Raw genomic sequence first — 22,622 nt, forward strand, 5'->3', positions numbered from 1 at the left:
CCGGAGGAGCGACCCGAGAGCGACAGCCCCCGATCGAGCAGGCCAGGGACGGCTTCGGCTCCAGGCGGAACGCCGACGATCAGCTGACCATGGAGGACCGGAACGCGAAACCGCCGGCCTCACTCCTTGGCGACCCGGCGGAACGGCGCCGCGAAGGTCTGCGGCAGCAGCGCCGCGTGGCGTGCGAACAGCGCGACGGCGAGGACGGCGTAGAGGCCCGAGACGATCCAGCGGGCCTCCGTCGAGGTGAAGACGAATGACGCTGCGAACAGGACGAACAGTGCGGCGGCCCAGCGTCCGGAGAAGCGCAGCCCGATCAGCATCGCGACGCCGAGCAGAGTCTGCGTCGCCGTGAGCACGAACTCCTCCACCTGGCGGCCGTCCATGGGCAGCGCCCAGCCACCCCCGCCGATCAGGTGCGCGATCGGCAGGGTGCCGACCAGCGCCGTCCACCGGTTGACCTTGCTGGCGAGCAGGATGCCGACGCCCATCGCCGCCTTGCCGCGGGCGGCGAAGATGATCGCGATGACGAACTCGGGCGCCTCCGAGGCCAGCGGCGCCAGCCACTGCACGAGCAGGAAGTCGTCGATCCCGGCCGCCCGTCCGCCGGCGATCAGGCTGTGCGCGAACGGCTCCGCGAGCAGCAGGATGACGACGGCCGCCAGCACGAAGATGCCGATGACGGTGATGCGGCGCGCGACCGTCGGAAGCGACCCGATCGCATGGGGCACGCCGACGAGCTCGGGCTCCTCGCTCTCGCCGGTGGAGACGCGCCACAGGTAGTAGACGAACAGGGCGAGCAGAGCGACCCCGAGGAGCACGTGGATCTGCCCGGTCAGCGGGATGAGCAGTGTGAGCAGCGAGGCGATCAGCAGCAGCCCGAGCTCCACGCGGTTGTCGTCGGGGAGCCGGATGGCGAAGGGTCGCGTCCGGACATCCGGGTCGACGCTCGCCTTCCGGCGACGGGCTCCACGGAACACGAGGAAGGCGACCAGGAGGATGAACGGCCAGCCGAAGCCGAGCAGCAGCCGGTTCGATCCCGTCATGTTGGCCGCCGCATACTGGGCCTGGCCCGGGTCCGAGCCCGCGGTGAAGGCGAAGTAGAGGTCGATAGCGTACTCGGGGAGGATCGCGATGATCGCCAGCAGGCCGACGGCGAGTCCGCCGGAGATGTCGACCTCGGCCGCCTCGCCGGCCCACGCCAGCGCGAACGCGGCCGCGACGATGGCGAGCCCGTACATCAGGATGCCGACCAGCGGAGCCGGTTCGATGCCGCTCAGGCGCAGCGCGACGCCCTGGGCGACGACGAGGGCGACGATCCCCAGGGGGATGACGAGTCGCCGGAGCGAGCGGGACGCGGGCGCGCGTGTCTCAGTGGTGGTCATGTGTCTCAGGCCTCTCGGTCGAGGGCGCCGGACAGCATGCAGCAAGGAGAGTCCGGTCGCCGTGGTGGGACCGAAGGTCTCGCTCGCCCGGATACGGGAGGCACGCCGGGCCGCACCGACGCGGCCAGTATGTCGACGTGCCCTCACGCCCGGGTGACCGGGCGAGGAGCTACTCCCCTTCGCCCGTCCATTCTGTCAATCCGCGCCCGGCCACGTCGGGCGGGCGGGCGGATTCCCAGTGTTCAGCGCGGGCTAACTCTCATGTCGGCCGGGCCGTCTCGCGGAAGATCTCGACGGCCTCCCGGACCGCGTAGTAGACGATGACGAGGGTGGCCGCCGAGTCGGCCCACCACCACCCGAGGAGGGTGTTGAGGAGCACGCCGAGCAGCACGGCGCAGGCGAGCAGGCCGTCCACCATGGTCACGCGGCCCTCCTTCTGCAGCACCGGGTTGCCGAGCGCGCGTCCGGTCCTGGCCTTCAGCGCCGCGAGGACGAACATCGCGACGGCCGTGACGCCGGTCCAGACGATGCCGCCGAGGCTGCCGTCCGGCTGGTGGCCGGTCAGCAGGGCGACCGCCGTCTGCACGAGGAGGTAGACGGCGAGGGCGACGAACGCGGCGCCGATGAGCCGGAGCGCGAGCCGCTGGCGGTGCTCCCCGGTGCCGGACAGCTCCCAGATCACGACGGTGCTCGCGCCGATCTCGATCAGCGAGTCGAGCCCGAACCCGGCCAGCGCGACCGACGCCGACGTCGCGGCGAGGAACGCGAGCACGACGACGCCGACGACGTTCCAGCCGAGCGTGATCCACTCCAGCGCGAAGCCGGTGCGGAGGAGCTCGTTCCGCCGGTCCGGCGCCAGGTCGGTCATCCGTGGTGCCCGGGTGTGGGTGTGACCACGAAGTCGTCGAGGTTGCGCAGCTCGGCCCGGACGCGCTCCGAGGCGTGCTCGGCCACGTGCGCGGCGTCGTGCAGGCTCGCAGCGTCGGTGGCGACGACCGCGGACCCGAGGAGGCGGTGACCCACCCAGCGCAGCTTGACGTCGCGGACGCCCGTGACCCCGTCCACGTGCCCCAGCGCGTGCTCGGCGCGGTCGAGCAGCTGCGGGTCGACCGCATCCATCAGCCGCGCGCCGACGGACTTCACGGTGCCCCAGAGCAGCACCAGGATCGAGATCGAGATGAGCAGTCCGATGATGGGGTCGGCGATCGGGAAGCCGAGCAGCACGCCGATCGCGCCGAGCACCACCGAGAGCGACGTGACCCCGTCCAGGCGCGCGTGCACGCCGTCGGCGACGAGGGCGGCGGAGCCGATCCTGCGTCCGACGCGGATGCGGTAGATCGCGACCAGCTCGTTGCCCGCGAACCCGATGAGGCCCGCGGCGATCAGCCACCAGGCGTTCTCCACCGGCCGCGGGTGGATGAAGCGGTCGATCGCCTCCCAGCCGGCGACCACCGCGGAGAGCGCGACGACGAAGATGATGAACAGCCCGGCCAGGTCTTCCGCGCGGCCGAACCCGAACGTGTAGCGCCGGGTGGCGACGCGGCGGCCGAGCACGAAGGCGATCCACAGCGGCACCGCCGTCAGGGCGTCCGCGAAATTATGGATGGTGTCGGCCAGCAGTGCGACGGACCCGGTCACCACCACGAAGAGCAGCTGCAGCAGGGTCGTGCCGAGCAGGATGAACATCGACACCTTGACCGCGGTCACGCCGGCCTTGCTGGCCTCGAGCGCGTCGTCCACCGAGTCGGCGGCGTCGTGCGTGTGCGGGACGAAGAGGTCGTAGATGAAGCCCTTCACCCCGCCGTGCGGGTGCGAGTGGTCGTGCCCGTGGTCGTGCCCGTGCTCGTGCTCGTGCTCGTGCTCGTGGTCATGCCCGTGCGAGTGGTCATGCCCGTGATCGTGCTCGTGCGTGTGCGTCCCGCTCACGCCGTCGCCTCGTCCGTCGCCGCGGCCTCGGGGTGGTGGTGCCGGGGCGTCCCGCCGAGCGAGTGCTCCGCCTGGAAGATCGCGTCGGTCACCAGCCGGCTCGCGTGCTCGTTCTCGAGCCGGTAGAACACGCGCTGCCCGTCCTGCCGGGTGGAGACGATGCGGGCGAGGCGGAGCTTCGCCAGGTGCTGCGACACGGCCGACGGCTGCTTGTCCAGGATGTCCGCCAGGTGGTTCACGGACAGCTCGCCGGCGTCCTTCAGGGCGAGCACGATCCGCACGCGGGTCGCGTCGGCCAGCATCCCGAACACCTCGACCGCGAGCTCGACGTACTGGCTGTCGGGAAGGCGACCGCAAATCGGCTTATCTGCATCCATACGCAGATACTAACCCGATCCGCGCCGGAGCGGTCACACGGCCGCGTAACCCTTCGCCGCGAACCAGTCGAGCACGTCGTCGGCCACGTCCTGCCAGCCCGAGTCCATGGTGAGCGAGTGGCCCTTGCCTTCGTACTCGTGGAACTCGGTCACCGACGACGTGTTGTCGGAGTAGAGCTTCGCCACCGCGGCCGTCACCGACCTCGGCACCGTGTGGTCCTCTGTCCCCGAGCCGAGCAGCAGCGGGCCCCGCACCGCCGTGTGCGCGTCGACCGCGGCCGGCGAGTTGCGGACGAAGTTCGCCGTCGCGTCCTCGAAGAGCGGGCGGCCCGGTCCCGGGATGGTCCACGCCTTGTGGGTCGAGCGTTCGATTGCGGTGGTTCAGAGGGTCTTGATGAGGCCGCCGTCGATGAGGAAGTCGGCCCCCGTGACATTGCCCGCGCGGTTGCTCGCCAGCAGCAGCGCCAGGTCGGCGACCTCCGACGGCTGCGTGAAGCGTCCGGTCGAGAAGCCGCCCTGGCTGGCCACGACGCGGTCGCGGGCCGTGTCGAAGTCGACCCCCATGTTCCTGGCCGCCGTGGCGGCGACGCCGTCGTCGCCCAGCCAGAGCTGGGTCGCGACCGGACCCGGGCTGATGACGTTGAAGCGGATGTTCTGCGGGCCGAACTCCTTGGAGAGCGCCTTGGACAGGTTCCAGACCGCCGCCTTCGCCGCCGAGTAGTCGACCACGGGCGGGTCGGGGAGGAAGGCGTTGACCGATCCGATGGTGACGACATTGCCGCCGCCGCGCTCCAGCAGCAGCGGGATCGCAGCACGCGTGGTGCGGACCGCGGCCAGGAAGGTGAGGTTCAGCGAATTGAGCCACTGCTCGTCGGTGATCGCCAGGAAGCCCTCGAAGCGGAACGTGAGGGCGCCCACGTTGTTGACGAGGATGTCCAGCCCGCCCCACTCGGCGGAGCGCGCGACGAGGCGCGCAGGGGCGTCCGGCTCGGTGAGGTCGACGCTCTCGAAGAGGACGCTCCCGCCGGCGACCAGCTCGTCGAGTTCCGGAGTGGAGGATCGCGCGCCGGCGACGACCCGCACCCCCTCAGCGACGAGGCCCTGCACGATGGCAAGCCCGATGCCTTTGCTCGCGCCGGTCACGACGGCGACTTTCCCTGAGAGCCCGAGATCCATGTCCAGACCGTAGGGGGAGAAGGCGCCCTGCGGCCAGACCTGCGAGCAATTCGAATTAACACCCCCGAATGGGTGTCAGCTTAAATGCCGACACGGTCCTACGATCGATCCAACCCGCCGAACCCGAAACTCGCTGGGCCACCGCAATCGCGGGCTGCGCTCGCGGCCTGCACACAATCCCGAACCCGACCCGCTCGCGATCCGCCGGCCGCACCATTCACCCGACGCTTTACGTGCAACCCGATGGAAAGTACCCGAAACTTCCATGCTCACGAAGCTGAATCCCGCTCTCTCCGCACCCCTGCTGTCCACCCTGGGCGCCGTCCGCTCCGGCCAGTGGATCGCCGTCACCTCGCTGCCCGTCGACGACCGCGCCGTCACGCGCGGCGACGGCCCGCTGGAGGAGGTCGCCGACGCGATCTTCTCGTTCCTCCCGGTCAGCCACTGCACGCCGACGCCGCTGGTCGGCTGGCTCGGCGATCCCGAGGACGACGCCCACCTGGACGCGTTCTTCGCCTTCCAGGGCATCGTCCGGGATGCTGAGCGCCGCACCCTCGAGATGGCGCGGCTCGAAGACCTCCCGGCCGGTGTCTTCGCCGGGGCGGCGGCCGTGGTCACCGTGCCGAGCACCACGGAGTTCGTCTTCTTCGTGTGCGTCGGCCAGGGCGAGCACGAGGTGTCTCCGCTCGTGGCGGCAGCGCGCGACCTCGCGGCCTGACCGGCTAGCGAGCGGAATCCGCCTGCAGCCGGAGTCCGGCGAGGAGGAGATCGAGCCCGGCTTCGAACTGATCGCGGTCGTTGTGCCGCTCGAATTCACCGACGATGTGGTGGATGAAGGGGTACGCGGTCGCATCGAGCGCGCGCCACTCGCCCGTGATTCGCGCCAGGTACTCCTCGCGCGTGACCTCTCCCGACAGGACGGCTGCAGGCGGCTCCTGCCCCAGGTCGGCAGCCGTCCCGATGACGAATCCGACGACGGCCGAGGTCGCGTGGAACACCTGTCGCGGCGTGAGCCCCAGGCGCATGACCTCCTCGCCGATGCGCTCATAGAGCTGCAGCGAGTGGACCTGCAGCCCGGTGTCCCGCAACACGTACGCTCCGAGCCACGGACGGTCGACGATCGTGTCGAACATCGCCATGGCGATCGCGCGGAGGTCGTCGATCGCATCCTCCGAGCCCACGTCAGCGATCTGGTCGAAGATACCCCCGAGCACCGAGTCGGCGGCGAGGTCGAGTAGTTCTTCGCGGCCCGACACATACCAGTAGATGCTCGCGACACCTCCCCCGAGCCGTGCGGCCAGGGCCCGGATGGTCAAGCCCTGCGCCCCCGACTCATCGAGGATCTCGACGGCACCCGCCAGCACCGACTCCAGCGAGTGGGATGCGCGCGTGCGGGTGCGCGGTCGGCGCGTCGGACCGGTTCTCTCGGCCTCCAGTTCTGCCATGGCTCCATCCCATCACGCGACCCCGGCGAGGATCTGCTTGCAGCCTATCGAACGTTGTTCTATTCTATCGAACGATGTTCGAACAACGAACGCTGTTCGAGCCGCCGTTCCTGTCCACCTCCTAGCGTCTGGAGCCGCCATGAGCACGATCGCCGTCGGAAGAGCCCGCACGTACACCTCGATGAAGGCCGCGTGGATTCCGCTCGCCGCGCTGTGCCTCGCCTTCTTCGTCGAGATGGTCGACAACACACTGCTGTCGATCGCGCTGCCGACGATCGGTCGCGACCTCGGCGGAGACACGACGTCGCTCCAATGGGTCACCGGGGCGTACTCCCTGACCTTCGGCGGTCTGCTGCTGACGGCCGGCTCCATCGCCGATCGCTTCGGTCGTCGCCGGGTGCTGCAGATCGGTCTCGGCCTCTTCGGCGCCATCAGCCTGGCCGTGCTCCTCGTGAGCACCACCTTCGAGCTGATCGCCCTGCGGGCCGCACTGGGGATCGCGGCGGCCGCCATGGCTCCCATCACCAACTCCTTGGTCTTCCGGCTGTTCGACGACGAGAAGCTCCGGATGCGCGCCATCACGCTGATGATGGTCGTGGGGATGTCGGGGTTCGTGCTCGGCCCCCTCCTCGGCGGCACGATGCTCGCCCACCTGCCCTGGCAGTGGCTGCTGCTGGTGAACGCCCCGATCGCCCTCATCGCCTGCGTCGGGGTCCGGTTGGGCGTGCCCGCCGACACCGCCGAGGGCCTGACCCGCGATCGCCTGGACCTGCCGGGTGCGGCACTCAGCGTCCTGACGATCGGCCTGGCCTGCTACACGCTGACCAGCGGCATCCAGAACGGCTGGACGTCGCCGATCACGATCGGCGTAGCCGTCGCCGCGGTGCTGTCCCTCGTGCTCTTCATCGTGCGGGAACGTACGGCCGGGTCCCCCATGCTCGACCTGACCCTCTTCCGCCGCGGCACGGTTCGGGGCGCGGCCATAGCGCAGATCGGCACCTCGGTCGCTATGGCCGGCGTGATGTTCTCGCTGATCCTGCACTTCCAGTACGCGTGGGGCTGGTCACCGCTGCTGGCCGGGCTCGCCAACCTCCCGATCATCCTCACCATGATCCTCGCGACCCCGCTCACCGAGTGGCTCGTCCGCCGCCTCGGTCATCGATTCGCCTGCCTTGCCGGTGCACTCCTCCTCGCGGCGGGGCTCTTGCTCATGGCGTGGGCTGTGGAACGGAACTACCTGGCGATCGCGGCCGCGATGGTGGTCATGACGATCGGGCTGCGGACGGTGATGACCATCTGCGCGGTCGCTCTCGTCGGCGCGATGCCCGAGAACCGGACCTCCATGGGCGCCGCGCTCAACGACGCCGCCCAGGAGGTCGGGACGAGCCTCGGAACGGCCGTCGTCGGAACCCTCATCGCCGCACTCGTCACCACCGTCCTTCCCAGCGGCACGTGGAGCTCCGCCCTGGCGACGTCCTTCTTCCACGGGGAGCAGATCGCCTTCCTCATCATCGCCGTCGCGGTCGGACTGATCTCAGGCGTCGGCGCCCTGACGCTGACGAACGCCCGAACGGTGGACGAGCACGCTCCCGCGGAGGAGAGTCAGAACGAGACGACGTCGGTGGACAGCGTCAGCGCCGGCGGACCCTCCACGTAGTGCTCAGTCGATCGAGACCGGCGTCCCCAGCGGGAGCAGGCCGGCCAGGCGCGTGATCGCGTCGTTGCCCAGCCGGATGCAGCCGTGGCTGGCGGCCCGGCCGATGCTCGCGGAGTCCGCGGTGCCGTGGATGCCGATCTGACCGGGGCCGCCCGCGAACGAGTCGAGCACCGTGGAGAACGCGGACAGACCGAACGCGTACGGCCCGTATCCCGTGTTCGTCGGGCGCAGCAGCTCTGTGATGTAGAAGTCGCCGTGGGGCGTCGGCGTGCCGCCGGTCCCCGTCGCCACCGGGTGGGACTCCACGACCCGATCGCCGGAGTAGACCCAGAGGCGCTTCTTCGCGGTCGACACCTGCACGCGGTAGCGCAGCCCCGTCGTCACGACGTCGGCCGCGCGGACCCACCCGGTCGAACCGTTGGGGCGCTGCGGCAGCTCCACCTGAAGCCAGTCGCCTTTCTTCGCGAGGACGTAGAAGGTCAACGGAGCGCCCACCGCGTTCGGGCTGGCGAACGAGGCGACCTGCGCGCCGCCCGGGCTCTCCGCCACCGGCACCTCGGTGAGGCCGGCCTTCGCCGTCGCGGCGAGCATGGCCCCGTGGCCCCGCGTCCCTTCGGCCCCCGACGACGCGACCGTCCCTTCGGCCCCGGACGCAGTGGATGCGCCGGGTGATGGCACGCAGCCGCTGAGCGCGAGCGCCAGGCCGAGCGTCAGGAGCACGGTGGCGGACGACGTCGCCGTCCGCCACCGTGCTGTCGCCGATCGGGTCATCCCGCGAACGTCGCCGTGGCCTCGACCGGCTGAGCCGGCGATGCCGCAGAACCGACGACCACGGCGGCGGACGCGGTGGACTCCGTCCCGGCCCCGACCGCGTTGCGCGCGACCACGAGGAAGGCGTACCGCGCACCCGGAGTCAGCCCGGTGATGGTGCAGCTGGTCGCCGGGGCGATCGCTGTGCACGTCGCGCCACCGGGGACCGCGGTCACCGTGTAGGAGGTGATCGGCGAGCCGCCGTCGGTCGCCGGCGGCCGCCAGCTGACGGTGACCGTCCCGCCTCCGGGCTTGCCCTGGACGTTCGTCGGGCTTCCCGGTGCCTGCGGAGCCGGGGGCGTGACCGACGTGGACGCCGTGGAGACCGGACCGGTCGCGTAGCGGTTCTTGGCGGCGACGGAGAACGTGTAGGCCGTCCCCGGCGCGAGACCGGTCACCGTGCAGCTCGTCGCCGGCGCCGCGACCGTGCACGAGGCGCCTCCCGGTGCGGCGGTGACGACGTAGTCGGTCACGGGCGAGCCGCCGTCGTACGCCGGCGGGTTCCAGGTGACCGTGGCCCCACCAGGGACGGGCGTGGCGGTCACCGCGGTCGGCGCATCCGGCGCCGTGCAGTCGGCCGTGTCCGGCGAGTTCCACGACATGCGCATGGTCACGCCGCCCGAGGCGAACGTCGGGTCGACGAAGCTGAAGCCGAAGGTGGGGGCATCCCCGAGGTCGTGCCCGGCCAGGTTCACCGATCCGGTGCTGTCGAGCGCGAGCCCGGTCGCCCCGGCGACGGCGACGCCGTTCGCGTTGGTCACATCCACCTTGGCCGAGGTGTAGCTGCCCGGGGCCGGGTCGACCACGGCGGCGCTGACCCAGCTGGATGCTCCGCACTGCGCCTGCGGGATGACGACGCTCGCCGCGAGGCGGATCGTGCTGCCGCAGCCGGTCGCGCCGGAGAAGGCGTCGAAGGTCTGGATCTGGGTGGTGCCGCTGTCGGCGTTGGTCCAGATGCAGCCGAACCGCACCGGGTCGGGGTTGACCGTGTAGAGCAGGTTCGAGCCCGTCATCGCCTTCGGGAAGTTCGCACATCCCGCGGCGGTGGCGAAGTCGTAGCAGTAGACGTTGCTGTCGGAGCCCGCCACGAGCACGCGGGTGCCGATGGTCATGCTCGACTCCCAGTTGCCGCCGTCGCCGATGGCCGCCGCGAGCGCCGCCGGGGTGGTGACGGCCTGACCGCTCAGGTCGAAGCAGGGCACGACGCCGGGCTGGGGGATGCAGACTCCGTCCTCCACGCCGTCCGCCGTCAGATGGGCGAAGGGACGCGCGGTGTACTGCGGCACGGCGACCGGCCAGGAGCCGGCGCAGGTGGCGTCGGTCGCCGGGTCGTAGCAGCTCAGGGTCGCGCTCGACTGCACGAACACCTTGCCCGCGATGGCGACGGTCCAGTCGTACATGCTGGGGCTGGTCGTCGCGATCCCGCCGACCGCGATCGGCTGGCCGCACGAGGCGACCGTGGAGGTGTCGAAGCACAGCAGCTTGCTGCCGGCGCCCGCCGTCGTGCCCGAGCTGTTGAGCGCGTACATCGTCGTGCCGACGATCGCGCCGCCGTTGAGGCTGCCGCTGAACGGCAGCTGGGCCTCGCCCGCACCGGTGAGCGCGGTGAATCCGCAGAACGGGTTGGCGGAGGCCGTGGTCAGGTCGACGCAGACGACACCGCCGACCTGGTCGGAGACGCGCGTCGTCCAACCGTAGAACTTGCCCGCCGCGGTGTCGACGATGCCGGTCGAGTGACCGGGGGTCGAGAAGCCGGAGCCGTCGGTCGCCGTCACGGTCTTCGGCCACGGCGAGGTGCCATCGCCCGCGGTGTCGCAGTGCTCACCGGTCGCCTGCAGGTGGCAGTCCACCTGGTAGGCGGACGAGTTGTGGTGGAACACGTTGAAGATGCGGTCGCCCAGGAACTGGACGTCCCAGCCGTCGCCCGAGGTGGCGCCTGCGAACGACGTCGCGGGCGGCGTCGGCAGGGTGACGTCGCGCGTCAGCTGCACCGTGCTGGTGACCGCCTGGGCAGGAGCGCTGAACCCGGCGATGCCGCCGGCCAGCAGCGCGAACACGCCGAGAATCGAGAAAAGGCCGCGCAGGAGCAGCCGAGGGGTCGGTTTCACAAGCATCCTCAGGGATCGGGGTGAGGTGACGTCGGGTCGGGTGACGTCGGGTCGGGTCGACAGCGCGTTCTACGCCTGTTCTGCGCCGAAGCTACCGGAGAGTGAGAGGACCCTCGGCAACCCGTTAAACGGACATTCGGTATGCGAACATGCGCCGGACCGCCCGCCCCGGGATTCCGGGGAAACCCGCGGACGGCGCTCCCCACAACTGGGGTCACCATCGGGGCGTCGCTCTCAGCAACGGATGAGGCCGGTTCGCCGGACTCGTGCCCGAGACGGATGCCGCGGCGGTGACCATCCCGACCTGCTGGAGCGACTGGGTGCCGCGGTCGAGGTAGCCGTGCTCGGCGAGGTGCGCACGGTACGCGGCTTCGCGCGCCTTCACCGAGGCGATGACCGTCCACACCGGCGAGGCGATGTCGTCGTTGTAGCTCGAATGCAGGATCGGGGCATGCCCGGTGACGGCTGTTAGCCCGGCTGCCGGGTCGCCGTCCACGGCGAGCACGCGGGCGCCGAAGGACGGGTTCCGGGGGTCGACGCGGCTGAACCGTCCGAGGGCGGCTTCCTCGTCGGCGGTCGCCTCACCGGCGTAGACCGCGTCGGCGTGGAGGGCGCCCGCATCGCGGATGGCCTCCTCGATGCCTGCCGACCCGAGAAGGACCACCGTGCCGATGCCCAGGGGGCTGTCGGCCAGCGCGTCTGCGGCCATCGTCGTCCCGTAGGAGTGCGCCACCACATTCAGGACGGGAAGCCGGCCCGCCCGCACGGCCCGCACACCCCGGATCGCCTCGGTCAGCAGCGGAGCGCCCGTGGCGGCGTACTCGCCGAGGGCGGCATCGATGCCCACCGGCGGCACGACGTATCCCATCCAGGCGATCACGGCATGATCGGCCGGCGCCCCGGCGTCCCGCTGCGACGCCCACACGTTCTGCGCCGCCAGACTCCACAGCTGCATGTCGGTCGTGTATGTGCCCATGCCGGGGATGAGCCAGGTGATCATCGACGCCGTGTCGAGGTTCCCGATGGCGATCGACGCCGTAGGACGCACACCGGGAACGAACTCCACCAGATGTCTCGCCGGACGGCTCTTCACCGTCACCGCGGCGCGGATCGCCTTGTAGGCGGCGAGAGCGAGCACGTTGCCGGTGTCCGACGGCCGAGACACCACCGTGGCCTGCGCCGAGGAGAGGCGCTGCTGCAGCAGCCGCTTGTTCGCCCTGTCGCGCGTCGCATACGGGACTCCGTCGAAGTTCCCGACGAATCCGGGGAGAAGCCGCTCGAGCTGCGCGCGATCCCCCTTCGGCAGTCGCGGCCACTCCCGCGCCGTCTCCTCCGGATTCGCGTTGGCGAGCTCCAGCAGCTGGGCAGGATCCGCCCGCACCACCGCCTCGACCTGCGCCGCGTCCAGCCGCGCCAGCCGCTGAAGCTGAGCGGCCGTGGACGCACGCACACCGGCCGGCGCGATGAGGGCGCCGATCACCGCGCAGGCGGCGAGCAACGCCACCAGCAGCGACCGGCGCAGGCCGGCCCGTCCCTTGCGGGAGCCTGCCGGTGGCGTCGTCCGTGCCATCAGCCGGCAGACGGGACTCTTCGCTCCGAAGAGCCGGAGCGGCGGAAGAAGCGGGCGGCCCGTCCCGTCCACAGGACGACGATGACGGCGACGCTGATCGCCAGGTCCAGCAGCCGGAAGGCCGTCACGGCGCCGTCGGTGAGGAGGACGACGACGCTCAGCGCTGCGGACACCGCGAACAGCACCGTGAGCAGCACCCGCGCCTCCCGTCGGCCGCGCGTCAGTCCCGACCCGAGCGAGATCACGAGAAGACCGAGCATGATCGTGGCCGCTCCGACGGCGGTGACGACGAGCCGCTCCACCCCGTCGAGGCCGTCGCCGTAGCGGACGAAGAGCAGGAGGATGCCCGCGAGGATCTCCGCCACGCCCGCGATGTAGCAGATCACGACGGCGCCGATGAGCTCCGCCGGCGGACGGACGCGGCCGTCCACCTCGGCGCTGCGGGCCGACGCCGGAGCGTGGGCGGCCGTGTGCCTGCCCACGAATCGCCGGTGCACGAACCGCACGACCTCGATGAGTCCGACGCACGCGGCTGAGAACACCAGCACCAGGAGCGCGGTGACGGCCGAGACCTCGGTCAGCTGCAGGAAGTCCCGCGCGATCGGGACTGCGTACACGAGGACGAGCCCGATCATCATCGACCCGATGATGATCACCTTCCAGCCGTCGATGGGACGCGACAGCACCGTCAGCACCCAGAGCCCCACGATGGTGAGGATCAGGGTCGATCCGGTCCGCAGCTCGGGCTGACCGACGCCGGCCGAGGCCGACGACCAGGAGTAGGCGAGCAGCGTGAGGGCGATCACGGCGCCGGCGGGAACCGCGAACGAGAGCGAGCGCACGAGGAAGCCCGGCACGTACCGTCGGGCGTTGGGCATCAGGGCGAGGAAGAAGCTGGGCAACCCGATGGTCAGGCCGTCGATCACCGACAGCTGACGCGGCAGGAAGGGGAACTGCAGCACGAAAGCACCGAAGAGCAGCGCGAGCGCCGTCGCATAGGCCGTCTTGGTGAGGAACAGCATCGACACGCGCTCGATGTTCGCGATCACCTGCCGCCCCTCGGCCACCACGCCCGGGAGGTGCGAGAAGCGGCCGTCGAGCAGCACGATCCGGGCGACGGCTTTCGTCGCGGCCGCGCCCGACTCCATCGCGATCCCGATGTCGGCCTGTTTGATCGCCAGCGCGTCGTTCACGCCGTCGCCGGTCATCGCCACCGTGTGCCCGCCGGACTGCAGGGCCACGACGATCGCCTTCTTCTGATCCGGGGTCACCCGCCCGAAGACGGTGTTCCCCTCCACGATCTCGGCGAGTTCGACCGGGTCGGCCGGCAGCTCGCGGGCGTCGAAGCCGTGCGGCGCGTCGAGCCCGACCTGGCGGGCGATGGCCGCCACCGTCTGCGGGTTGTCGCCGGAGATCACCCGGACGGCCACGCCCTGATCCGCGAAGTACTGCAGCGTCTCGGCCGCGTCGGAGCGGATGCGCTCCCGGAAGGTCAGGACGGCGACCGGCTCCAGGCCGGCCGGCAGACGCTCCTCGGCGGGCAGCGGCCGGGAGGAGTGGGCGAGCACGAGTGTCCGGCGGCCGGATGCGGCGAGCTGCGCCGTCCGATCCGCCAGCCGGTTGTCGGGGAACACCATCTCCGGTCCGCCGAGCACCCAGCTGCCCGGAGCCCCCTGGCCGAACGAGACCGCGCTCCACTTGCGTGCGGACGAGAAGGGGATGCGGCCTGTCGGCTCGCCGGGGACGGCGCGTGTGTACGGCACCGCCAGGCAGCGCGCCGTGGCGTTCGCATCCGGGTCCGCCCCGTACCAGGCGAGCACCTCCCGCCAGCCGTCGGGGCCGTCCCCGAGCGGATGCTCGGCGTCGAACTCGATGTCCCCTTCGGTGAGCGTGCCGGTCTTGTCGAGGCAGACCAGGTCCACCCGAGCGAGCCCCTCGACCGCGGCGAGCTCCTGAACGAGGACCTGCTGCCGCGCCAGCTTCACCGCCCCCACCGCGAACGCGATGCTGGTCATCAGCACGAGACCGAGCGGGATCATCGCCACCACCGCCGCGATCGTGTTCACCGCCGCCTGACGCCACGACCCCGACGAGAAGGTGTCCGCCCAGCCGCCCAGCGCGATCACCTGCGCGTTGAAGACGAGCAGCGCGATCGGCCCGACCACCCAGGTGACCCAGCGCAGCACCCGGTCGATGGAGGAGCGCAGCTCGCTGGCGACGAGGGAGAACTGCTTCGCCTCCGCAGAGAGCTTGTTGGCGAAGGATGCGGCCCCCACGCGCTCCACCCGGGCGAGCCCCTCTCCGCCGACCACCACCGAACCGGAGAGCACCTCGTCTCCCGGGGACTTGTCGACCGGATCGGACTCGCCCGTCAGCAGCGATTCGTCCAGCTGCAGGTGTCCGCCGGTGACGACCACCGCGTCGGCCGGCACCTGGTCGCCCGCGCGGAGGGCGAGGATGTCGTCGAGCACGACGTCGGCCACCGCGATCTGGCTCTGGCTGCCGTCGCGCAGCACCCGCGCGTTCGGAGCGTGCAGGACAGCCAGCCGGTCCAGCGCCGCCTTCGCCCGGAACTCCTGGACCGAGCCGATGATCGTGTTCGCCAGCGCGCTCAAGCCGAAGAGCGCATCCTGCCACCGCCCCAGCAGCAGGAGCACGAGGAAGCACGCCGCGATGATGCCGTTGAAGAGCGTCAGAGCGTTCGCCCTCAGGATGCTGCCCGCGCTGCGGCTGGCGGCCTGCCGGTAGGCGTTCGTCCGGCCGTCGGCTACGCGCTCCGCGACCTCCGCAGCCGAGAGTCCCGGCCCGGCGTCGGTGGGGATGGAGTCAGCGAGCGGCAGACCTGCCGGTCGTCCGCGTCCCGCCATGACCGCCCCCGCTCGCCGTCCCTGCGGACAACGTAGCGGGTCACTGACTAGCCAAGCTAGCTGTCGCGGGGAATCGGGCGAATGCCGGCCGGCTCGAGCTCAGAACGAGGCGACGTCGGTGAGCCGTGTCAGGGTGGGCGGTCCGGCCAGGTAATCGCCGAGCCCCGACGCGCCCGGTCCGGCACGCCAGGCGCGGTACGCCTCGTCGTGCTCGAGCGACTCCCAGTGCTCGACCGCGATCACGTGGGCAGGGTCGGTGACATCCGTGACGACATCCACACCGAGGCAGCCGTCGAAAGCGCGGGTGACCGTGAGGATCTCGAGCAGCGCGGGCGGCCCGTCGTCGAGGTGGTCGGCCGCGAAGCGCAGGTCGAGGAGGGAGGTGACAGTCATGGGGGTGACGGTAGCACTCAGGGGATGCTCGGGAGCCGCGCCGGCCTCGCAGAGATGTCGCGACCAGGTGTCGCGGTCATGGCGTGTCTCTCCCCCTGAGCGCCCCGGCCTCCACGGCGTCGTCGGCGTGACGCAAGGCGATCTCTGCACGGCGGGCGCCGCGGCGCACCCTCGTGACCAGCAGCACCGAGCGCACCGCCACGGCGAGGATGACCGCCGTGGCCAGGGCGACCAGCAGCCAGGCGACGTCCTGCCAGCCCGGGAAGGCGGCGAGCGCCGCCCACTCGACCCCGTACCCGGCGGCGGCCTCGACCGGGAAGGTGAACGACCAGAATCCGAGGGTGAAGGTCAGGCGCCGGTAGCGGGGGATGAGAGCGACCTGCTGCAGCGCCATCACCACCAGAAGGCCCAGCAGCGCCATCGAGACGAAATCCGTGTGGCCGCCGTTGATGGTGAACCAGGCGGTGCCCGCGACGGCGGGCGGGGCGAGCAGGATGGCGCACGTCGGGGTGAGGGCGTCGGGCAACGGCGCGAAGAACGCCAGCCGCGCGAGCAGCACGGTGGAGACGACGATCCAGAAGAACACGCCGACCGCGAAGGCCCCGATCGCAAGCCCGGGAAGGCCGATCCTGAACGACGTGGTCGCGGCGATGAGTCCCGCCGCGACCGTGGGCAGCAGGTAGCCGCCGTGGAAGGCCTCCGGCGGGAGGCTCCCGCGGTGCCAGAAGGCCAGGATCCACCCGGCGAAGAGGGCCGCGACCACGATCGAGGCGATCACGAGGATCTCGCCGGCGAGCGGGACGAAGCGGTACAGGTCCGCTCCGAGCAGCATCCCGACCACCGGCACCAACGCCGCGATCGGGCCCTGAGCCGGATGACGCAGCTGATCGGCCAGCGACTCGGCGCTGCGCGCCCCCCGCCGCAGATGGGCGACGATCAGCCAGATCCAGGCGACCCCCACCACGCCCCAGAGCGCCTGCCCGATCAGGTCGGGCACGCCCAGCAGCTGCCCGGCGGCCGTCCAGATCGCGGCCAGCCCGGCAAGACCGAAGGCGATCGCGAGGGTGTTGAGCGGGATGCGCTGTGCCGGGCTCATCGGAGGACCCCCGCTTCGACCCGGGCGCGCGGCTCCGCGATTCCGTCGAGGATCTCACCGAAATGGCGACTCAGTTCGGCGAGAGTGTCGTCGTCGATGTCGCGGACGCCGTGGACGACCAGCGGCGGACGCCAGCGCATCCCGAGGCGGTGCGCGGTCGCCCGGAGCGGAGCGAGGATGTCGTCGTACTCGTAGCTGTGCAGCTCCCCCGGGCGGTACCCGGCCTCCGTCCCGCCGGTGGTCGTGACGACACGCAGCGTCTTCCCCGCCAACGCGCCCGGCGCGCCCGTGCCGTAGGCCCAGCCGCGCGTCATCACGGCATCCAGCCAGTTCTTCAGCGGCCCGGGCACCGAGTACCAGTACGTCGGGTAGAGCAGGACCACGTCGTCTGCGCGGGAGAGCGCGGCCTGCTCCGCCAGAGCATCGATGACACCTCCCGGGTAGAGGTCGGCGACGATGCGGACATCCACGGCGGGGATGTCCGCGGCCGACGCCGCCAGGGCGGCGTTGACGCGCGAGGCGGTCAGGTCGGGGTGCCCGACGATCAGGGCGGTACTCACGGTTGGTTCCTTTCGGTTTCCGGCGGTCGGTGCCGCTGTTCGTGTGCGGTGACCTCACTCTCGTCGCGGCCCGCACATCCGCCCAGGAAGAATCCGGCCTGCATGCCCACACATCCGGCCATGCTGCTATGCGCCGGAGCGCACCTGCTCCAGGTAGACCGACGGGCTCGAACCGACTCTCGCGACGAAGACGCGGCGTAGCGTCTCGGAGGTGCCGAAGCCGCTCCGGGCGGCCGTCTCGGCGACCGTCGCACCGTTCTGCAGCATCATCTGGGCCGCCTCGATCCGGATGAGCTCCACATAGCGGGCCGGGGTCGTCCCGATCTCGTCGTGGAACAGCCGGGTGAGGGTTCGAGCGCTCACGTTCGCGATCGAGCTCATGCGGGCGAGCGAGTAGTCACCGGCGGGATCGGCGGCGATCGTGTCCATCAGCCTCCGCAACGGGTTGTCGGCGGCCAGGTGCTCCCGTGACGGCGCGGAGAACTGGGACTGGCTGCCCGGTCGTTGCAGGAAGACCACCATCTGCCGTGCGACCTGGCGGGCGACGCGCGGCCCGAAGTCGTCCTCCACGATCGCCAGTGCCAGGTCGATGCCGGAGCTCACTCCGGCCGAGGTGATGATGTTGCCATCGCGCACGAACAGGGCCTCGGCATCCACCCGAACCAGCGGGAAGGCCTTGGCGAACTGCTCCGCGCGGGTCCAGTGGGTGGTGGCCTTGCGATAGTCGAGCAGACCCACCTGTGCCAGCAGGAACGAGCCGGTGCACACCGACGCGATGCGCCCGGCACCGGACGTGAGCGCGATCACCGCGTCGGTGAGCGCAGGCTCGAACGGTTTGGAGATCATCCCGTACGCACCGGGGACGATCACCGTGTCGAGCCGGCCGGCCTCCGCCGCGGGCAGCTCAGCGGTCAGGGTCAGACCGTTCGAGGCCTTCACGTTCCGCCCGTCCGCCGAGAGGAGGACGGTCTCGTAGTCGGCGCCGAAGGTGTTGGCGTGCGAGAACACGTCGGCCGGGCCCGCGACGTCGATCATGGTGACGTCGTCGTAGACCAGGATGCCCATCCGTCTGCGTTCGGACACGTGTCCTCCAGACGGTCGAGGGGTCGGGGCCGCACCGTCGGAGCCCGTTGCGGGACGTCCTCATTGTCCACCCGGCGGTCTGTGGCGCACCAGGGGGACGCATGGCTCGGAAACCCAGGAGCCCTCGGAATCACGGGGATTCCGGGAGCTTCGATCGGCGGAGACGGAGGGGTTGGAACCCTGACGACGCCACTTGATCGGCTTCAAAACGCGCGGAAAACCGCGGAATTTCTCAGCACCCTCGATGACATTGCGCCTCTCTCGATTACTACAGTTGTGGGGCTTTCGTCGGGCTCAGCGCGACGGACTCTCGAGAGGCGCACAGGGCCGTAAGACCGGCTCAGCAAGCCAGATGCATTCGGGCACGCTGCACCGCGCTGAACCGTAGCCGGACCTTCGCGACCATACGGTGGCCGAAGCCGCGTGTGCTTGCCATCGTTGCGCCGAACGATCGCACGGCGAGACGCAGGTCACCTAGACGCCAACTCTGCAACCGCAATTCGCCGGGGCCCGCTGTTTCTAATGACAGAAAGAATGCCGACGCCGTTCATCACGCAAAGATCGGAGTCGCAGAAACCACTGCTATCTGGGAGAAAGTTGATCGCGATACGGGCCGATGAATCCTGTGGCGCCGGGCCACACTGTGACATCTCGCATCACGAAGTCGTTGCCAACGTAACTGGGCAGATGCGCCATGCCCGACGCATCGTATCCGCCCGAGCTGTCGACCTGTCCGGATCTGGTGAGAGTGGTAACCAGAGAGGAGGGTCCGACACCTGCATCGCGTGCAGCAACCGTATCGGAGAGCGAGCTAATGGCGGATGCGACGACCTCGGGTGTCATCGGCAGGTTACGGCCGATTTCCGCCATCGCCGCCTCGACCTCCGCATCGGTTGTGTCGACACCTATCGTCGCAATCTCCAGCCCAGTTGGTTGCACCGTTGATTGGGATAGACGAAAATCCACACTCAGATGCCGAGGAGAGAAGTCGCCTCGCTCATCCAAAGCGTTCGACCAAATCCACCGATGCGGTATTCGCTTCTGCCCGAAGGCATCATCGCGAAACCCGACCCCCATGAATGCGATCGGCTCACGATAGAGCCCTTGATCCCAGACGGTGCTCTCGACCGCCACGCAGAGGGCCTTCACCATCGATCGCTCTGTCACCTTTTCAAGCAACTCGACTACCCAGTGTTCCATTGGCTGGTCCTTGAATCGTGCGACGCCGCAATAGCCGACGAGGTAATCGCGCCCCACACGAAAGGTCTTCAAGTCCGAATCGGCGTGCAAAACCTTCCGGCCCTGACCATCCCGCCGGGTAATACGACGATCTGATGACATGACCACGAAGTCATAGGTCAAGCACCCAATAACGAGAGTCATGTCCGCGGTCCTATCACCAAAGCAGGCCATCCGACCAGATGGTGGTCGCGTTGCGGTCCATAACTCAACCGACCCGCTGGAGAAGCTGTGCTCGATCTAGTCGGCGTCGACGAGTGCTGCCCATGCTTGGCTGGCTCGGTCCCTGCCTACGACCTACGCTGCCAGTTCGAGAGACCCCGCCGTCCTTCAGACTCTGAACGGCGGTGCACGATGACATCTGACTTCGATCGCCCCCAGGATTACTAGCTTGCCGAGAAGCCGTGCAATCCGCTTCTACGGTTGCAGCGTTTGATGCTGATGTCATTGATGACGCCAGAGGGATCGCCGTTCGAAACGGCGTGCGACTGTTAGTAGCACCGGCATTGTTACGGCTGACTCAACGTCGCACCTAAATCCGGGTACCAGGCGCTGCGACAAATGGGCTGTTTCTATTGTTGTCCGCGACGGTATTCGTCATCATTTCCTGCGTGCCATTACGCATCGCAAGAAATGCATAAATAGCGGCGGTATCTCCTCGAATTCTCCAACAACGTCTTTATTGCACTATTTGGGGAGATAAACCGTGTTCTTGGTGATTGTCCAGCGATCGCTACAATCCGAGAATGCGCCTTGATGACGTAGCTGCAATCGTTCGCCGCCTCCGCAGCGACGGTTCCGATCATTCAAGCGTAGAAGCAAAACGTGCCGCCGGCGGGCTTCCTTCCAACATTGCCAGCACCATCTCCGCGTTTGCGAACACCGACGGTGGACTCATCATTCTCGGGCTCGATGAGAACACCGGTTTCAAAACAACGGGAATCGCGGACGCAGCCGCCATGCAACAGTCGGTGGCCAACGCAACAAGGACAATGTCACCACCGCCACACGTTGAAGTCTCCGACGTCGAATTCGAAAAAAAGAAGATCGTCCTTGTAGAGGTGCGGAAACTCGATGCGAATCTCAGACCGTCCCGGACGTCGGACGGGAAAGCGTACGTCCGTGTCTACGACGGCGACTACCCGATGTCTGTGGTGGAGGAGCAAACCTTCATCACCAATCGTGGGCGGCCGCGATTCGACAGCGAACCGGTACCGGAGGCAACGCGCGAGGACCTCGACGATTCGTATGTCCGTCGCTACCTCCAACTGTGTCGCCGCAACCCGCAGCTGGCCCGGTTCACCGACGATGGTGATCTTCTGGAGCGCACGAGCGTCTTGGCTCGTAGTGGCACTCCAACGGTCGCCGGCATCCTCGCCATGGGTGTCTATCCTCAGCAGTTCTTCCCGCGGCTCGTCATTAAGGCGAGTGTTGCCGCCGACCCGTCATCGAACGCCGGCACCCGCGCGACCGACGTCCGGGAAATCAGCGGCCCGATCCCCGCCATGCTGGACGAAGCGCTGGAATGGGTAATCCGGAACACCAGAACCCGAGTGGCGTTCGGTGAAGACGGTCACGGCCGGGATGTGCCGGAGTACCCCACAGTTGCGGTGCGCGAACTTCTCTCGAACGCTTTGATTCATCGCGACCTGGCACCGCACACGTTGGGGCAGTCGATCGTTCTGAGGCTTGAGCGCGACAAGCTGATCGTCACGAATCCTGGCGGTCTCTGGGATCTGGACATTGCATCGTTGGGGCTTGCGAAAGTGTCCTCTCCGCGAAACGAGCGGCTCGCGTCGATCCTGCAGAATGTCCGCACTCTGAACGATGAGCGTGTGGTTGAGCTTCTCGCTAGTGGTATCCCGACGATTCTGACCGCACTGGCGGAGGCGGGGATGGAGCCACCGAAGTTCTACAACGAGACGATCCGTTTCACCGCTCGAGTGCCAAACCATGCGCTGATGCACGCCAATGACATCGAATGGCTGGCGACGCTCCCGGGAGCACACGGGCTCAGCGACAAGCAACGCGTAGTGCTTGCGAAGATGCGCGGAGGGATGAAGTACACCAATGCGACGCTGCGCGAAGAAATGACTCTCGACTCACGTGACGCTCGGAAGCTTCTGACCAACCTGGTCAGCCGCGGACTCGCTCGTGCTGTCGGGATCAATAAGGGCAGGATTTACGAGATGGCAGACGATCGCGAACCGGCCGTGTCCGCGCCGGCCCACCCGACCGTGGCACCGATCACGAGAATGCGCCCCGAAGACGCCGCAGATCAAGTGGCGGAGTTGCTCCGCACCGCGGGCCGTCCGCTACGCACACGAGACGTGGTCGCTGAGTTCAACTGGAGGGATGCGCGCGCGTTGAGGGCGTTGAACGCTGTCGTCGCCCGTGGAGACGCGGTCGTGATCGGGTCGGGGCGCGGACCCGGCACTGCGTACCAGTGGGTTGGACCGGGACAGTAGGGCGGCTTGTCGGAGGCGTCGCTCACGGCTACCCCGCCGCCCGCGAGTTAGGTGCGGCTCCCGACGACCGCGTCCAGCTCGCCACCGTGGCGGGTGCCTTCGCGTGCCTGGGCCTCGACGATTGAGAGCCTCCCTCGCAGCAAGGACCTACCGCTGCTCACCTCAGCGGAACCGGTACTGCGCTAGCGATTCGCCGCCGCATTTCGCGAGGAGCCGTCTCCGATGCCAATGGCAACAAAGGATGCAGCCGTCGCGTGGGGTTTTTGTGGGGGAAATGCCTTACACGCGATTCAGAAAGCGCCTCTGATCAGGACTTTTCGGCGGAGACGGAGGGATTTGAACCCTCGGTCCCCTTACGGGGACTCCACCTTAGCAGGGTGGTGCACTAGGCCTGACTATGCGACGTCTCCAGCGCGACCGCGAGCGGACGCACGAGAGCCATCATAACGGACGATGCGGGGG

Annotated in this window: 19 protein-coding genes and 1 tRNA gene; 3 read left to right on the plus strand and 17 right to left on the minus strand. The window is 69.0% G+C overall.

The genetic code is table 11. The features are described 5' to 3' along the window. Nucleotides 1-119: 119 nt before the first annotated feature. From HNO83_RS07915 to HNO83_RS07940, 6 genes are all read right to left on the minus strand, one after another. Complete coding sequence (locus HNO83_RS07915; RefSeq protein ID WP_175336974.1) at nt 120-1,385, minus strand: calcium:cation antiporter family protein; 1,266 nt, start codon at nt 1,383-1,385, stop codon at nt 120-122. A 259-nt stretch (nt 1,386-1,644) separates the two neighbouring features. Next, nucleotides 1,645-2,253, minus strand: coding sequence for a cation efflux transmembrane domain-containing protein (locus HNO83_RS07920; RefSeq protein ID WP_175336975.1), 609 nt, complete (start codon nt 2,251-2,253; stop codon nt 1,645-1,647). Further along, on the minus strand, nt 2,250-3,311 hold the full coding sequence (locus HNO83_RS07925) for a cation diffusion facilitator family transporter (RefSeq protein WP_175336976.1): 1,062 nt from the start codon (nt 3,309-3,311) through the stop codon (nt 2,250-2,252). Before HNO83_RS07925 ends, HNO83_RS07920 begins: the two co-directional genes overlap by 4 nt. Continuing rightward, nucleotides 3,308-3,688 carry an ArsR/SmtB family transcription factor gene (locus HNO83_RS07930; RefSeq protein WP_175336977.1) on the minus strand — a complete coding sequence of 127 codons (381 nt, stop codon included), beginning with the start codon at nt 3,686-3,688 and terminating at the stop codon, nt 3,308-3,310. Before HNO83_RS07930 ends, HNO83_RS07925 begins: the two co-directional genes overlap by 4 nt. A gap of 33 nt (nt 3,689-3,721) precedes the next feature. After that, a complete protein-coding gene (locus tag HNO83_RS07935; protein WP_175337028.1) occupies nt 3,722-4,060 on the minus strand; it encodes an alpha/beta hydrolase in 339 nt (112 codons plus the stop codon). Between the two features lie 9 nt (nt 4,061-4,069). Further along, nucleotides 4,070-4,864, minus strand: coding sequence for an SDR family NAD(P)-dependent oxidoreductase (locus HNO83_RS07940; RefSeq protein WP_175336978.1), 795 nt, complete (start codon nt 4,862-4,864; stop codon nt 4,070-4,072). Nucleotides 4,865-5,129: 265 nt separating this feature from the next. On the opposite strand from HNO83_RS07940, the gene HNO83_RS07945 reads away from it, so the two are divergent. Next, complete coding sequence (locus HNO83_RS07945) at nt 5,130-5,582, plus strand: hypothetical protein (protein ID WP_175336979.1); 453 nt, start codon at nt 5,130-5,132, stop codon at nt 5,580-5,582. 4 nt (nt 5,583-5,586) lie between these two features. On the opposite strand, the gene HNO83_RS07950 is transcribed toward HNO83_RS07945, so the two are convergent. Further along, nucleotides 5,587-6,309, minus strand: coding sequence for a TetR/AcrR family transcriptional regulator (locus tag HNO83_RS07950; protein WP_175336980.1), 723 nt, complete (start codon nt 6,307-6,309; stop codon nt 5,587-5,589). A 139-nt stretch (nt 6,310-6,448) separates the two neighbouring features. On the opposite strand from HNO83_RS07950, the gene HNO83_RS07955 reads away from it, so the two are divergent. Next, a complete protein-coding gene (locus HNO83_RS07955; protein WP_175336981.1) occupies nt 6,449-7,966 on the plus strand; it encodes an MFS transporter in 1,518 nt (505 codons plus the stop codon). Nucleotides 7,967-7,969: 3 nt separating this feature from the next. Here the strand turns inward: HNO83_RS07955 and HNO83_RS07960 are convergent, their stop codons facing one another. The 9 genes from HNO83_RS07960 to HNO83_RS08000 all read right to left on the minus strand — a co-directional run bounded on the left by HNO83_RS07960 (nt 7,970) and on the right by HNO83_RS08000 (nt 19,815). Continuing rightward, a complete protein-coding gene (locus tag HNO83_RS07960; protein ID WP_175336982.1) occupies nt 7,970-8,737 on the minus strand; it encodes a L,D-transpeptidase in 768 nt (255 codons plus the stop codon). Beyond that, nucleotides 8,734-10,884, minus strand: coding sequence for a fibronectin type III domain-containing protein (locus HNO83_RS20740; protein ID WP_175336983.1), 2,151 nt, complete (start codon nt 10,882-10,884; stop codon nt 8,734-8,736). Before HNO83_RS20740 ends, HNO83_RS07960 begins: the two co-directional genes overlap by 4 nt. A 214-nt stretch (nt 10,885-11,098) precedes the next feature. After that, a complete protein-coding gene (locus HNO83_RS07970) occupies nt 11,099-12,454 on the minus strand; it encodes an alpha/beta hydrolase (RefSeq protein ID WP_175336984.1) in 1,356 nt (451 codons plus the stop codon). Continuing rightward, complete coding sequence (locus tag HNO83_RS07975; protein ID WP_175336985.1) at nt 12,454-15,321, minus strand: HAD-IC family P-type ATPase; 2,868 nt, start codon at nt 15,319-15,321, stop codon at nt 12,454-12,456. The genes HNO83_RS07970 and HNO83_RS07975 overlap by 1 nt, the downstream gene beginning before the upstream one ends. A gap of 99 nt (nt 15,322-15,420) precedes the next feature. Next, nucleotides 15,421-15,714 (minus strand): putative quinol monooxygenase, encoded by a 294-nt coding sequence (locus HNO83_RS07980; protein WP_175336986.1) that lies wholly within the window; start codon nt 15,712-15,714, stop codon nt 15,421-15,423. 76 nt (nt 15,715-15,790) lie between these two features. After that, nucleotides 15,791-16,810: an SLAC1 family transporter gene (locus HNO83_RS07985; protein ID WP_175336987.1), complete on the minus strand. Its 1,020-nt coding sequence runs from the start codon at nt 16,808-16,810 to the stop codon at nt 15,791-15,793. Further along, nucleotides 16,807-17,370 carry an NAD(P)H-dependent oxidoreductase gene (locus HNO83_RS07990; protein WP_175336988.1) on the minus strand — a complete coding sequence of 188 codons (564 nt, stop codon included), beginning with the start codon at nt 17,368-17,370 and terminating at the stop codon, nt 16,807-16,809. Before HNO83_RS07990 ends, HNO83_RS07985 begins: the two co-directional genes overlap by 4 nt. A gap of 126 nt (nt 17,371-17,496) precedes the next feature. Continuing rightward, nucleotides 17,497-18,453 (minus strand): GlxA family transcriptional regulator, encoded by a 957-nt coding sequence (locus HNO83_RS07995; RefSeq protein ID WP_175336989.1) that lies wholly within the window; start codon nt 18,451-18,453, stop codon nt 17,497-17,499. A 582-nt stretch (nt 18,454-19,035) separates the two neighbouring features. Beyond that, nucleotides 19,036-19,815 (minus strand): hypothetical protein, encoded by a 780-nt coding sequence (locus HNO83_RS08000; protein WP_175336990.1) that lies wholly within the window; start codon nt 19,813-19,815, stop codon nt 19,036-19,038. A 623-nt stretch (nt 19,816-20,438) separates the two neighbouring features. Between HNO83_RS08000 and HNO83_RS08005 the strand changes: the two genes are divergently transcribed. After that, entirely contained in the window at nt 20,439-22,160 is a 1,722-nt protein-coding gene (locus HNO83_RS08005; RefSeq protein WP_175336991.1) for an RNA/DNA-binding domain-containing protein, read from the plus strand. Nucleotides 22,161-22,481: 321 nt separating this feature from the next. Here the strand turns inward: HNO83_RS08005 and HNO83_RS08010 are convergent. After that, a tRNA-Ser gene (locus HNO83_RS08010) sits at nt 22,482-22,570 on the minus strand. Between the last annotated feature and the right edge of the window lie 52 nt (nt 22,571-22,622).

The sequence above is a fragment of the Leifsonia sp. C5G2 genome, from assembly GCF_013359685.1.
Classification (GTDB): domain Bacteria; phylum Actinomycetota; class Actinomycetes; order Actinomycetales; family Microbacteriaceae; genus Leifsonia.